The organism is Streptomyces sp. UC4497 (assembly GCF_054871485.1).
Genome location: NZ_JBTYHB010000007.1, coordinates 1 through 13,639 on the forward strand (window position 1 = coordinate 1; position 13,639 = coordinate 13,639).

The 13,639-nt window shown below is 70.5% G+C and carries 12 protein-coding genes; 11 read left to right on the top strand and 1 reads right to left on the bottom strand.

Going from position 1 to position 13,639, the window contains the following annotated elements:
• The first annotated feature begins 180 nt into the window (after positions 1-180).
• The 11 genes from ACYSUO_RS11860 (at position 181) to ACYSUO_RS11910 (ending at position 12,569) form a co-directional block, all read left to right on the top strand.
• Positions 181-1,206, top strand: coding sequence for a hypothetical protein (locus ACYSUO_RS11860; protein ID WP_461776031.1), 1,026 nt, complete (start codon positions 181-183; stop codon positions 1,204-1,206).
• 254 nt (positions 1,207-1,460) lie between these two features.
• Positions 1,461-2,633, top strand: a complete 1,173-nt coding sequence (locus ACYSUO_RS11865) for a Cmx/CmrA family chloramphenicol efflux MFS transporter (RefSeq protein WP_461776032.1) — start codon at positions 1,461-1,463, stop codon at positions 2,631-2,633.
• Between the two features lie 138 nt (positions 2,634-2,771).
• Entirely contained in the window at positions 2,772-4,043 is a 1,272-nt protein-coding gene (locus tag ACYSUO_RS11870; protein ID WP_461776033.1) for an amidohydrolase, read from the top strand.
• 157 nt (positions 4,044-4,200) lie between these two features.
• Positions 4,201-5,262 (top strand): BMP family lipoprotein, encoded by a 1,062-nt coding sequence (locus ACYSUO_RS11875; protein WP_461776034.1) that lies wholly within the window; start codon positions 4,201-4,203, stop codon positions 5,260-5,262.
• Between the two features lie 190 nt (positions 5,263-5,452).
• Entirely contained in the window at positions 5,453-6,511 is a 1,059-nt protein-coding gene (locus ACYSUO_RS11880) for a BMP family lipoprotein (RefSeq protein WP_461776035.1), read from the top strand.
• Between the two features lie 135 nt (positions 6,512-6,646).
• A complete protein-coding gene (locus ACYSUO_RS11885; protein ID WP_461776257.1) occupies positions 6,647-8,215 on the top strand; it encodes an ABC transporter ATP-binding protein in 1,569 nt (522 codons plus the stop codon).
• A 2-nt stretch (positions 8,216-8,217) separates the two neighbouring features.
• Positions 8,218-9,360, top strand: coding sequence for an ABC transporter permease (locus ACYSUO_RS11890; RefSeq protein WP_461776036.1), 1,143 nt, complete (start codon positions 8,218-8,220; stop codon positions 9,358-9,360).
• The gene (locus tag ACYSUO_RS11895) at positions 9,357-10,616 is read left to right on the top strand and encodes an ABC transporter permease (RefSeq protein ID WP_461776037.1); all 1,260 of its coding nucleotides are present in this window, start codon (positions 9,357-9,359) and stop codon (positions 10,614-10,616) included. Before ACYSUO_RS11890 ends, ACYSUO_RS11895 begins: the two co-directional genes overlap by 4 nt.
• Complete coding sequence (locus ACYSUO_RS11900; protein WP_461776038.1) at positions 10,613-11,008, top strand: cytidine deaminase; 396 nt, start codon at positions 10,613-10,615, stop codon at positions 11,006-11,008. The genes ACYSUO_RS11895 and ACYSUO_RS11900 overlap by 4 nt, the downstream gene beginning before the upstream one ends.
• 134 nt (positions 11,009-11,142) lie before the next feature.
• Complete coding sequence (locus tag ACYSUO_RS11905) at positions 11,143-11,694, top strand: carboxymuconolactone decarboxylase family protein (protein WP_461776039.1); 552 nt, start codon at positions 11,143-11,145, stop codon at positions 11,692-11,694.
• Positions 11,694-12,569: an RNA polymerase sigma-70 factor gene (locus ACYSUO_RS11910; RefSeq protein ID WP_461776040.1), complete on the top strand. Its 876-nt coding sequence runs from the start codon at positions 11,694-11,696 to the stop codon at positions 12,567-12,569. The genes ACYSUO_RS11905 and ACYSUO_RS11910 overlap by 1 nt, the downstream gene beginning before the upstream one ends.
• Before the next feature lie 230 nt (positions 12,570-12,799).
• Here ACYSUO_RS11910 and ACYSUO_RS11915 read toward each other — a convergent pair whose 3' ends face one another.
• Complete coding sequence (locus ACYSUO_RS11915; RefSeq protein WP_461776041.1) at positions 12,800-13,546, bottom strand: DNA alkylation repair protein; 747 nt, start codon at positions 13,544-13,546, stop codon at positions 12,800-12,802.
• Positions 13,547-13,639: the final 93 nt, after the last annotated feature.

The window sequence follows — 13,639 nt, forward strand, 5'->3', positions numbered from 1 at the left end:
GATGGCGTCGCTGGCCGGGCGGGCCCCGTTTATTCCGCGGCGCGGGGGGCGGGGGTGGGGCGGGGGGGGGGTGCGCGCGGCCGCCGCGGGTGCGGGGGGGGGGTGGTCCCCACACCCCCGGGGGGGGCGGGCGGGGCCCCCCCCGCGCCGCACCGCTCTCGGCGCCCTCGGGAGGGCAGCATGTCCGGCAGTACGTTGTGCTTCGTCGAGAGCCCGGTACAGCTCCTCAACGTCCTGGAGTGGGCACACCACCAAGAGGTCACCGCGACCGTCGTGGTGCTCTCGCCCACCGACCCGATGACCCGCGGCCAGCTGCGCCGCATGGCCGAACTCGCCCGCACCGAAGGACACACGGTGCGCTGGGAGGAGGCCCGCGGCGGCGCGGCCGCACCCTTCCAGACGATCGGCGGGCTCGCCCCGTCGCTGCGCAGGGCAGACCGGATAGTCCTCGGCGACCCGTTCTCCCGCTACGTACAGCTGCTGCTCACGATCACTCGGGCCCGCGAGCTGGTCGTCGTCGACGACGGCACCGCCACCATGGAGTTCGTCGCCCAACTGGTGCGCGGCGAACGGCTCGTGCGCTGGCACCGGCGCGGTGGCAGGCCGGGCCCGCGCGACCTCGTCTTCGGGCCCGTCGCGGCCGCCGCACGCCGCAGGCTCACCGGGCACGCGCGCCGCGACTCCGTGTCCGTGTTCACGTCGATGCCGGTGGCCGAGGCCCCCGACGGCGTCACGGTGAGCTCCAACGACTACGCCTGGACCCGCGCCCGCTTCGGCCCGCCCCGGATCACCCGCGGCGCCGACATGGTCGGAACCTCCCTGGTGGAAACGGGAGTCGTCGACCTGGAGCAGTACCTCGGCGCGGTCCGCGAACTGACCCGCGCGCACGGCGCCACCCGCTACTTCGCCCACCGCCGCGAGAGCGCCGACAAGCTGCATCGCCTCGCCGCGGAGACCGGCCTGGAGATCGTCCGCCCCGACCTCCCTCTGGAGCTGATCGCCCGGCGCGGCCCCATCGGCCGTACGATCCTCAGCTTCCCCTCGACCGTCGTGCACACCCTGCCGATCGCCCTCGCGGGTACGGGAGTGAAGGTGGCGGTGTGCGAGATCGACCCGGCGTGGCTGCGGCAGGGCGTCTCCGACCACGCGCAGGGGTTCCTGGCGGGGATCTCGGGGTCGGCACGGGGTGTGGTGCGGGCGGTGTGAAATCCGCTGGCCCTCCCGCCGTCGCAGGTCGTACGCTCACCCCTGTGACCAGCCCCGAGTCCGACAGACTCCGGCCACCGGCAGCCGTCCGGTGGCCTTCTTCCGCGCACCGTTGAGGCCCGTCCCTACTGGACCAGGCCTCCGCTGACGCACATTCCGCCGACGCACGCGTACGCCATCGCCATCGCCACCGCCCTCGTACGGCCTGTCGGAACCGCGACCACATCCCCCTCTCCACGGTCCCGGAGTCCGTCGTGCCTTTCGCTCTCCATCTGCTCGCCCTCGCCGTCTTCGCGCAGGGAACATCCGAGTTCATGCTCTCGGGGCTCGGCCCCGACATCGCCCATGACCTGGGCGTCTCCATCCCCGCCGCCGGTGCGCTCACGTCCGCCTTCGCGATCGGCATGATCGTCGGGGCGCCGCTCACCGCCGTCCTCGCCGTGCGGTGGCCGCGCCGCCCGGCCCTCTTCGGCTTCCTCCTGGTCTTCGCCCTCGTGCATGTCGTCGGCGCGCTGACCAGCAGCTTCTCCGTGCTGCTCGGCACGCGGGTCCTCGCGGCGCTCGCCAACGCAGGGTTCCTGGCCGTCGCCCTCGCCACGGCGGTGAGCATGGTCGCCCCCGACGCCAAGGGCCGCGCCACGTCGATCCTGCTCGGCGGCACCACCCTGGCCTGCGTCGCGGGCGTGCCCGGCGGGGCGCTGCTCGGCCAGCTGCTGGGCTGGCGGGCCGCGTTCTGGGCCGTCGCTCTGATCTGCGTACCCGCGATGATCGCCGTGCTGCGGTCGGTGCCGGCGGAGTCGGGGCCGGGCGCGCGCGGCGACGTACGGGCGGAGGCGCGGGCCCTGCGCAGCCCGCGGTTGCTCACGGTGCTGCTGCTCGGCGCGCTGGTCAACGCCGCCACGTTCTGCACGTTCACGTACCTGGCGCCGGTCGCCACGGAGGTCACCGGGATCGGCGAGGCGTGGGTCCCGGCGCTGCTCGCGCTCTTCGGCCTCGGCTCGTTCGCCGGGGTCAGCGCCGCGGGCCGGCTCTCGGACACGTATCCGAAGCGGGTCCTGGTGCTCGGCGGGGCGGCGCTCCTGCTCGGCTGGGTCGTGTTCGCGTGCGCCGCGGGCAACGTCGCGGCGACCCTCGTCCTCGCCTTCGTCCAGGGCGCCCTGTCCTTCGCGGTCGGCTCCACGCTCATCGCCCAGGCCCTCTACGCGGCGTCCGGCGCGCCCACCCTCGCGGGCGGGCTCGCGACGGCCGCGCTCAATGTCGGTGCGGCGCTCGGGCCGTGGGCCGGCGGGCTCGCGATCGGGGGCGGGCTCGGGTACCGGGGCGTGATGGGGGTGAGCGCGTTGCTCGTGGCGCTCGCGTTCGTTGTGACGTGTGTCGCACGGGTGGTACGCAGGAGGGCCGGTGGCGGGGCCGTCGTCAGGGTCTGAGGCGCAGGTCGAAAAGAGACTTCATACCCTTCCTGCGCGATCGACATGCGCATCGCGGCCCGGTTTCTTACGTCATTTGGGCTGAACTTTTGTTGATCGCGGGTTAGTTGCCCCCTGCATCGCCCTACCCTTCAGAGGGTGAACCAGTTGAAGTCCCGTGAGTCAGAGGCCGACAAGCCCGGGGAATCCGTGCCGGGCACCGCACTTCCGGGTGCGCTGCCCGAGGCGCTCCGCGCCGAACTCGTCGCGTTCCGGCGAGACATGCACATGCACCCCGAGCTGGGCAATCAGGAGTTCCGCACCACCGCGGCGCTCAAGACCCGCCTTGAGAAGGCCGGTCTCGCGCCGCGCCTGCTCGGCATGGGGACCGGGCTCATCTGTGACATCGGCACCGAGACCGGTGAGTGGGGTGCGGCGGACGGACCGCGCGGGATGCTCGCGCTGCGGGCGGACATCGACGCGCTGCCGATCCCGGACACCAAGGTGGACTGCGCGTACCGGTCGACGGTGCCGGACCGGGCGCACGCCTGCGGGCACGATGTGCACACGACGGTCGTGCTCGGGGCGGGCCTCGTCCTCGCGGACCTGCACCGCAAGGGTCAACTTCCGCACCCCGTACGACTGCTGTTCCAGCCCGCCGAAGAGGTGCTTCCGGGCGGCGCGCCCGACGCGATCGAGTGCGGGGTCCTGGACGGCGTACGCAGCATCATCGGCGTGCACTGCGACCCGAAGGTCGACGCGGGCCGGATCGGGATCCGGCCCGGGCCCATCACGTCCGCGTGCGACCGCCTCGAGGTCACCCTCGACGGCCCCGGCGGTCACACCGCACGCCCGCACCTGACCACGGACCTGGTCACCGCCGCGGCGAAGGTCGCCACGGAGGTGCCGGCGCTGGTCGCTCGTCGCGTCGACGCGCGCTCGGGTCTTTCCGTCACGTGGGGCCGCCTCGAGACGGGGCACGCGTGCAACGTGATCCCGCAGCATGCGGAGCTGTCCGGCACGGTGCGGTGCCTGGACCTCGACGCGTGGCGCGCGGCGCCGGACCTGGTCCACGGTGCGATCCAGGAGATCGCGGACCTGTACCGCGCGAAGCCGGTGGTGAATTACATCCGCGGCGTCCCTCCGGTGGTCAACGACCCCGTGGTCACGGACCTGTTGCGCGACGCGATGACGTCCCGTCGCGGTGCGGACTCCGTCGAGGACACCCAACAGAGCCTGGGCGGCGAGGACTTCTCCTGGTACCTGGAGCACGTCCCCGGCGCGATGGCCCGCCTGGGCGTGAAGCCGCCGGGGGAGCGGGGGTCCCGTGACCTCCACCAGGGCGACTTCGACGTCGACGAATCCGCGATCACGGTCGGCGTGGAGCTGTTCACCGCGGCCGCCCTCCTCGACGCCGCGACGGCGGAGTGAAAGGCCGGGGCCCCGGCCCCGGTTAACCGCGACGTAACGGGCCCCCGGCACGAATCGGTAACGGCCCCCGTCAAGGGATTCCTCGGACTTTCTACGCGCGTTATGGTGCGCCGAACTGGGCGCCATACAAGGCGTGTTGGCTGAATGGGGAATCCTGATGCGTCGAATACCGCGGTTCACGAAGATCGCCGTCGGCGTCACCGGCCTGGCGCTCGCCGCCACCGCTTGTGGCGGCACCAGTAGCGAGAAGAACAACGCAGGCGGGGAGGGCAAGGACGACCTGGGCCTCGCCATCGCCTATGACGTCGGCGGCCGGGGCGACCAGTCGTTCAACGACTCCGCCTACGAGGGCCTCGCCAAGGCCGAGAAGGAGTTCGGCTACAAGACCGCCGACCAGGAGCCGAAGGACGGCGAGTCCGACGACGACAAGGCGCAGCGCCTGTCGAACCTCGCGAAGGCCGGCTACAACCCGGTCGTCGGCATCGGCTACGCGTACGGCCCCGCGATGAAGGAAGCCGCGAAGAAGTACCCGAAGACGACCTTCGGCATCGTCGACTCCGTCGTCGAGGGCAAGAACGTCGCCTCCCTGGTCTTCGCCGAGAACGAGTCCTCCTACCTGGCGGGCGTCGCCGCGGCCAAGGCCACCAAGTCGAACCACGTGGGCTTCGTCGGCGGCGTCGACAACGAACTGATCAACAAGTTCGAGGCGGGCTTCGAGCAGGGCGTCAAGGACACCAAGAAGGGCGTCGAGATCGAGGTCCAGTACCTCGACGAGGACCCGGCGAAGGGCTTCGCCAGCCCCGACCTCGGCGAGGCCGCGGCCAACAAGCAGCTGGAGGACGGCGCCGACGTGATCTACCACGCGGCGGGCCTGTCCGGGCAGGGCGTCATCAAGACGGTCGCCGAGCAGAAGAAGTGGGTCATCGGCGTCGACTCCGACCAGTACCAGCAGAAGACGCTGGCGAAGTACAAGGACTACATCCTGACCTCCGCGCTCAAGGAGGTCGGCGGGTCCGTCTACTCGCTGGCCAAGTCCGTCGAGGACGGCAAGCCGCTGTCCGGCGTGCAGACCTTCGACCTCAAGGTCGACGGCGTGGGCGCCTCGGACTCCAACCCGAAGTACCAGGAGGTCGCCGGCCTCGCCGACGCGGTCGCCAAGGCCAAGAAGGGCATCGTCGACGGCTCCATCAAGGTCGGGACCAAGCCGGAGAAGAGCTGACCCGGCGATCGGCGCCCGTGCCGTCGGGGAACTCCTCCGGCGGCACAAACCCCGCCGTACATCCCTTGCGCACCCTGTCGATAACAGTCTGGACAACCAGGGTTCTCTGTACGGTCTACGCGCGTTACTCTGCGGCGAACTCAGCGTCGGCCCCCTGCCGTTCCGGCGCTTGTACGAAGGAGCACTTCTCATGCGCCGGGTTTCCCGCATCGCGATCGCAGGCACCGCCACCGCCTCCCTCGCTCTCGCCCTCTCCGCCTGCGGCGGCACCTCCTCGGACGCCCAGTCGTCCTCCGACGGCGGCAAGGCGAAGGGCCTCGCCATCGCCTACGACGTCGGCGGCAAGGGCGACCAGTCGTTCAACGACGCCGCCTACGAGGGCCTCCAGAGGGCCAAGAAGGAATTCGGTTACCAGGTCGCCGACCAGGAGCCGAAGGACGGCGAGTCCGACGACGACAAGACGCAGCGCCTGGTCCAGCTGGCGAAGATGGGCTACAACCCGGTCGTCGGCATCGGCTACGCGTACGCGCCCGCCGTCAAGGAGGCCGCCGCGAAGTACCCGAAGACCACCTTCGGCATCGTCGACGACGCCACGGCGAAGGGCGACAACGTCGCCGACCTGGTCTTCCAGGAGAACGAGGTCTCCTACCTGGCCGGTGTCACCGCCGCCCTGAAGACCAAGTCGAACACCGTCGGCTTCGTCGGCGGCGTCGACAACGCGCTGATCAACAAGTTCGAGGCGGGCTTCGAGCAGGGCGTCAAGGACACCAAGAAGGGCGTCAAGGTCGAGGTCCAGTACCTCGACGAGGACCCCGCCAAGGGCTTCGCCTCGCCCGACCTGGGCAAGGCCGCCGCCGAGAAGCAGCTGGAGGACGGCGCCGACGTGATCTACCACGCGGCGGGTCTGTCCGGTCAGGGCGCCATCGAGGCGGCCGCCGCCAAGAAGGCGTACGCGATCGGCGTCGACTCCGACCAGTACTCCCAGAAGCCGCTGGCGAAGTACAAGAAGTACATCATCACCTCCGCCACCAAGGACGTCGCCCAGGCGGTCCTCAACCTGGCGAAGTCGGTCGAGGACGGCAAGCCGGAGACCGGCGTCATCACCGGCGACCTGAAGTCCGGTGAGGTCTCCCTCGCCGACTCCAACCCGGAGTTCAAGAACGACTCCAAGCTCCAGGCGGCCCTGAAGAAGGCCGAGCAGGGCATCGTCGACGGCTCCGTGAAGGTGCCGGTCAAGCCCCAGAAGTAACACGTGCGTTGCCGGGCGCGGGGGAGCCTTCTGCCCCGCGCCCCGCATCTGCGATCCTGCTCGAACTCACTTCCCGCACACCGCTGTTGGGGCGCTACGTGTGGAGAGCGACCCCCTTCCCCAGGAGAGTGCGCCATCGCCACGTCAAGCTCCCCGCCGGCCGGTTCCGCCGCCACCGTCGCCGTAGAACTAGAGGGCATCACCAAGCGGTTCCCCGGCGTGGTCGCCAATCACGACATCCGGCTCACCGTCCACAAGGGAACCGTGCACGCCCTGGTGGGTGAGAACGGGGCCGGCAAGTCCACCCTGATGAAGATCCTCTACGGCATGCAGAAGCCGGACGAGGGCACCATCGCCATCAACGGCGAGCAGGTCACCTACTCCTCGCCCGCCGACGCCATCGCCCGTGGCATCGGCATGGTCCACCAGCACTTCATGCTCGCGGACAACCTCACCGTCCTGGAGAACGTCGTCCTCGGCAGCGAGAAGCTGTACGGGATCGGCGCGAAGGCCCGCCGCGCGATCCTGGAGATATCCGAGCGGTACGGGCTCGGCGTGCGCCCCGACGTCCTCGTCGAGGACCTCGGCGTCGCCGACCGGCAGCGCGTGGAGATCCTCAAGGTCCTCTACCGCGGCGCCACCACCCTGATCCTCGACGAGCCGACCGCCGTGCTCGTCCCGCAGGAGGTCGACGCGCTCTTCGACAACCTGCGCGGGCTCAAGGCCGAGGGCCTGTCCGTCATCTTCATCTCGCACAAGCTCGGCGAAGTCCTCTCCGTCGCCGACGAGATCACCGTCATCCGGCGCGGCACCACGGTCGGCACGGCCGTCCCCGCCGAGACCACGCCCAAGCAGCTCGCCGAGCTGATGGTCGGCAGCGAACTGCCCACCCCGGAGACCGCGGAGTCCACCGTCACCGACCGCCCGGTCGTCGAGGTCGACGAACTGCGCCTCGCCTCACCGCAGGGTGGCAAGCCGCTCCTCGACGGCATCACGTTCACGATCCACGCCGGTGAGGTCCTCGGCCTCGCGGGCGTCGAGGGCAACGGGCAGACCGAGCTGATCGAGGCCCTGATCGGCCTGGAGCACGCGGACAGCGGCACCATCAAGCTGCTCGGCGAGGAGATCACTTCCTGGGCCACCCGCAGGCGCCGCGAGTCCGGCATCGGCTACATCCCCGAGGACCGGCACCGCCACGGTCTCGTCCTGAGCGCCCCGCTGTGGGAGAACCGGATGCTCGGCCATGTCACCGAGCGGCCCAACAGCAAGGGCTTCTGGCTCGACCCGAAGGCCGCGCAGGCCGACACCGAGCGGATCGTCAAGGAGTACGACGTCCGCACCCCCGGCATCGACGTCACCGCCGACTCGCTGTCCGGCGGCAACCAGCAGAAGCTGATCGTCGGCCGGGAGATGAGCCACAGCCCCAAGTTCCTGATCGCCGCCCACCCCACCCGCGGTGTGGACGTCGGCGCGCAGGCGCAGATCTGGGACCAGATCCGCGAGGCCCGCCGCGAGGGACTCGCCGTGCTGCTCATCTCGGCCGACCTCGACGAGCTGATCGGCCTCTCCGACACCCTCCGGGTCATCTACGACGGCCGGCTCGTCGCCGACGCCGACCCGGCCGCCATCACCCCGGAAGAGCTGGGATCCGCCATGACCGGTGCGGCCTCGGGCCACCTGGAGCACACGGAAGACGGTGCCTGACCATGAACATCAGCAAGCGCTGGAGCTCCGAGCGGATCCTGCTCGCGGTCGCCGGTCCGGTCATCGCCCTCGTCGTCGCGTTCGCCCTGACCGCGATCGTGCTCGTGGCCTCCGGCGAGAACCCGATCGAACCGTTCTCGATCATGTTCGAGCAGGCGACGTTCGCCGACGTCCAGGTGCTCATCATCAATGACGCCGCCGGCCTCTACGTCGGCGCGCTCGCCGTGGCCATCGGCTTCCGGATGAACCTCTTCAACATCGGTGTCGAGGGCCAGTACCGGCTCGCCGCCTGCGTCGCCGCCATCGTCGGCGCGCACATCGCGTTCCCGGCCTTCCTCCAGATCCCGCTGCTCATCCTGTCGGCGGCCCTGACCGGCGCGATCTGGTCGGGTATCGCGGGCATCCTCAAGGTGACCCGGGGCGTCAGTGAGGTCGTGTCCACGATCATGCTGAACTCGATCGCGGCCTCGGTCATCGCGTATCTGACCCTGGAGGACGCCTTCGGCGTCGCCGTCGGCAACAACCGCACCACCGGCGAGATGGACAAGGCCGGCTGGTTCCCCGGCATCAACCTGGGCGACGCGGTCGGCACCGTATACGGTTTCGTCTTCGTCGCGATCGTCCTCGGCATCGTCTACTGGGTGATGCTGAACCGCACCCGGTTCGGCTTCGACCTGCGTGCCTCCGGCGCCTCGGACACCGCGGCCGCCGCCTCCGGCGTCTCGGCGAAGCGCATGGTCCTCACCGCGATGCTGCTGTCCGGCGCCGTCGCCGGGCTCGCCGGTCTGCCGACCCTGCTCGGCTCGACGCACACCTTCTCCGACTCGTTCCCGGCCGCGCTCGGCTTCAACGCGATCACCGTGGCGCTGCTCGGCCGCAACAGCCCGGTCGGCATGGCGCTCGCCGCGCTGCTGCTGTCCTGGCTGTTCAACGCGGCCGACCCGCTGGACCTCCAGGGCTACAGCTCCGAGATCGCCACGATCATGCAGGGCCTCATCGTGATCGCCGTCGTCGTCTCCTACGAGGCCGTTCGCGTCTGGGGCACCCGCCGCCAGCAGCAGCGCGTCGGCGCCGAACTCGCCGCGGGCCATGTGCTCACCGCCTCCGACAACAACGACAAGAAGCCGGAGGTGGCCGCCCGATGAGTACGGCTCCCGCTCTCGACAAGCCCGCCGCCGCGCCCGCGGCGCGCCGCAAGCTCAGCCTCCCCGTCCTGCTCCTGATCGTCGCCGGCCTGCTCTGCCTGGTCTCCGCGGTCCGCCTGATCACCGGCGCCGACGGCCTGACCTCCGTCAGCCAGATGTCGACCGCGCTCCAACTCGCCGTCCCCATCGGCATGGCGGGCCTCGGCGGCCTGTGGGCCGAGCGCGCGGGCGTCGTCAACATCGGCCTCGAAGGCATGCTGATCCTCGGCACCTGGTTCGGCGCCTGGGCGGGCTACCAGTGGGGGCCCTGGGTCGGCGTGCTCGTCGCCCTGATCGGCGGCGCGCTCGGCGGCCTGGTGCACGCCGTCGCCACCGTCACCTTCAACGTCAACCACATCGTCTCCGGTGTGGCCATCAACATCCTCGCCCTCGGCGTCACCCGCTACCTCTCCGTCCTGACGTACGACGGGATGGAGGGCGCCACGTCCCGCCAGTCGCCCGCCGTGCCGTCGCTCGGCGAGTTCACGGTCCCCGGTCTCGCGGACGCCCTGGCGGACCTCAACAAGCAGGGCTGGTTCCTGATCTCCGACGTCGCGGGGCTGCTCGGCGGCGTGATGACCGGCGTCTCCTGGCTGACGCTGATCGCGGTGCTCCTGGTGCCCGCCTCCTGGTGGATCCTGTGGCGCAGCTCGTTCGGCCTGCGGCTGCGCTCCTGCGGTGAGAACCCGGTCGCGGCCGAGTCCCTCGGCGTCAACGTCCTCAAGTACAAGTACGTCGCCGTGATCGTCTCCGGCGCCCTCGCGGGCCTCGGCGGCGCGTTCCTGTCGATGGTCTCCTCCAACTACTACCTGGAGGGCCAGACCGGCGGCCGCGGCTACATCGGCCTCGCCGCGATGATCTTCGGCAACTGGATGCCGGGCGGACTCGCCCTGGGCGCCGGCCTGTTCGGCTACAGCGACACCCTCAAGGTGCGCGGCGGCACGGAGAACACCCACGCGCTGCTGCTGCTCATCGCCATCCTGGCGCTCATCGCGGTGGCCTGGCTGGTCTGGAAGAAGAAGTACGTGGGCGGCGTCGTCACGCTCGCCGTCTCCGTCCTGCTCTTCTTCTGGTACGCCTCCACCGATTCGGTACCGAGCCAGGTCGCCACGGCCATGCCGTACGTCCTGACCCTGCTCGTCCTGGCACTCTCGGCACAGCGCCTGCGCATGCCGAAGGCGAACGGGCAGCCGTACCGGAAGGGGCAGGGCACGTGACAGCGGAGACCGTCGACTGGGAAGCCCTGCGCCAGGAGGCCCGCGCGGCCATGTCCCGCGCGTACGCCCCGTACTCCGGCTTCCCCGTCGGCGCGGCGGCCCTCGTCGACGACGGCCGCACCGTCACCGGCTGCAACGTCGAGAACGCCAGTTACGGCCTCGGCCTGTGCGCGGAGTGCGGCCTGGTCTCGCACCTCGTGGCCACGGGCGGCGGCCGCCTCACCCACTTCACGTGCGTGGACGGCAAGGGCGAACTGCTGATGCCGTGCGGCCGCTGCCGCCAGCTGCTGTACGAGTTCGGGGGCCGGGAGCTGCTGATGGAGACGGGGGCGGGGGTGCGGACGCTGGGGGAGATGCTGCCGGAGGCGTTCGGGCCGGAGCACCTGAGCTGACGGATCCGGCGAACGGGCCCGCGCGGACGTGGATCCGGACTTGGATCCGGATGTCACACGCGCGGGCCCGTCGGTGTCTTCATGTCGAACGGCCGGGAGTGGCCCGGCCGGAGACGCTTCGAAGGACGGACACCATGGCACTGCGTATCGCGAAGGCGGAACTCCCCGACGAGCTCAAGCAGGGCATGATCGACCAGCTCGGCGCGGTGATGGAGCCCGCCGAAGTGCTCTGGCACAACCCGAAGGTGGCGCAGGACGGCCTCGGTCTCGGCCGCCTGGTCGCCCAGTGGGACGCGGCCGACGAGAGCCTCAAGTCGTTCGCGCACATGGCGGTCGCGGCGCAGGTCGGCTGCAGCTGGTGCCTCGACATCGGGTACTTCCAGGCGCAGAACGAGAAGCTGGACCTGAAGAAGGCGAGCCAGGTCCCGCGCTGGCGCGAGTCCGAAGTCTTCACGCCGCTGGAGCGGGACGTGATGGAGTACGCGGAGGCCATGACGAACACCCCACCGACCGTCACCGACGAGCTGTACGCGGGCCTGCTCGACCGGATCGGCCCGGCGGCGATGGTCGAACTCACCACGTACATCGCGTTCGTGAACTTCTCGACGCGCGGCAACACGGCGCACGGCATCAGCTCGCAGGGCTTCTCGGAGGCCTGCGACATCCCCCTGGAGGCCCGCGCGTAATGGCCGAGTCGTCGTCGGACCCCTTCGTCACCCACCGGGGCCTGCTCTTCACGGTCGCCTACGAGATGCTGGGCTCGGCGGCCGACGCGGAGGACGTGCTGCAGGAGTCCTGGCTGCGGTGGGCCGAAGCGGACCGGACCGGGGTGCGCGACCCGCGCGCGTACCTCGTCCGGATCGTCACCCGCCAGTCCCTCAACCGCCTACGGACGCTCTCCCGCCGCCGCGAGGACTACGTCGGCCAATGGCTCCCGGAACCCCTCCTGACCAGCCCCGACGTCGCGGACGACGTGGAGTTGGCGGAGAGCGTGTCCATCGCCCTCCTCACGGTCCTGGAGACCCTCGGCCCGATGGAACGGGCGGTCTTCGTCCTCCGCGAGGTCTTCGACGTCCCGTACGGGGAGATCGCCGAGGCCGTCGGCAAATCCCCGGCCACCGTGCGCCAGATCGCGCGCCGGGCCCGCGACCACGTGGCGGCGCGCCAGCCGCGCATAAAGGTGGCGCGCACGGAGCAACAGGCCGTGGTGGAACGCTTCTTGGAGGCCATGCGCACGGGGAACCTGCAAGGCCTGATGGAGGTCATGGCCCCGGACGTGGTGATGATCGCCGACGGCGGCGGTCGCGTGGCCGCGGCGCTCGCTCCGCTGATCGGCGTCGACGTGGTGGCCAAGCTGCTCGCATCGGCCCAGGCCAAGGTGACGGAACTGACGGCGACCCCGGCCTGGTTCAACGCGGCCCCTTCGGCCCGCATCGAATTCGACGGAGCCCCGGCGGCGGTGAGCGTCGTGGTGAAGAACGCCCGCATCACCCACATCTACGTGATCCGCAACCCGGACAAGCTGACGCGAATCGACGAGGAGGCGAATCTGTCCCGGTAGCCAATTCTCAAGCCCTCGCGCAGGTCTCCCATTCCAAGCCCCGGCGCCGGTTCGGCAAATTCAGCCCCGCCTGTGGACGAGAGCCCGCGGGGCCCGGGGCAGAGCCCCGTGTCCGCAACGCCGGGTAGGCCGTTCAAGTCCCGGTGCCGGATGGGCACTTCCAGCCCCGCCGGCGATTGAGGCGCGGGGTCCGGGGCAGAGCCCCGCGACCGGCGGAACGGCCGACCGCATCAGGACTCCCGCCCCCGCCTCCGCACCATCTCCGCAATCCACACCGGCGCATACGGCGACGTACACCCCGCCGACGTCGGATAGTCCTTGAGCACCCCGAGCCGCTCACCGATCGCGACCGCCCGCGCCCGGTACTCGGGATGCACGATCCCGATCTGCGCAAGACACGTGTTCATCGCCCACTGAAGCCGATCCGGCGCCTCCCGCATCTCCGCCTCGACGACATCGAGCAACCCCGCCAGATCAAGCCCGTCCGGCTTCTTCACCACACGGTCCGCCGTAAGCGCCCACCCCGCACCCGCGACCACGGCGTCCTTGTCGTCGAGCCAGGCCACCCGCAGCGCCTCGGCATGCGGACTCTTCTTCACCACGTAATTGACCAGCCAGTCCTGCACCTTCGGCGCACGCGCGTCCCGCATCATCGCGTCCAGCTCACCCTCGTCGAACGCCTTCGGCCGGCAGACGAGCAGCGCGAGAAGCCGCGCCGCCGTGTCACCTGTCGCCCACAGCTCGACGGCGAGCTCCTGCTGGGTCTTGAGGCGCTTGGCGATCGCCCGCAGCTTGCTCAGGTTCACGCCGTGGTCGTCACCGTGCCGCTCGTTGACGGCCCGCACCTTCGGGTCCTCGAGCCCGGCCAACTCGTCGAGAAGCTCGCGCACTGTCTTCGCGGTCGTCGCCGACCCGGTCTCGGGCACCACGGTCTCCTGTCCGTCACGGGTGGGGTTCCACGGTACGGGGACAGGCATCGGCCGGGCACTTCACGAGAGACGTCTATGCGCGTAGAGTCGCCGCCGTGCCGTGGAGCGTGCCGGGGTCCGTCACGCTGTGCTGAACCGTTG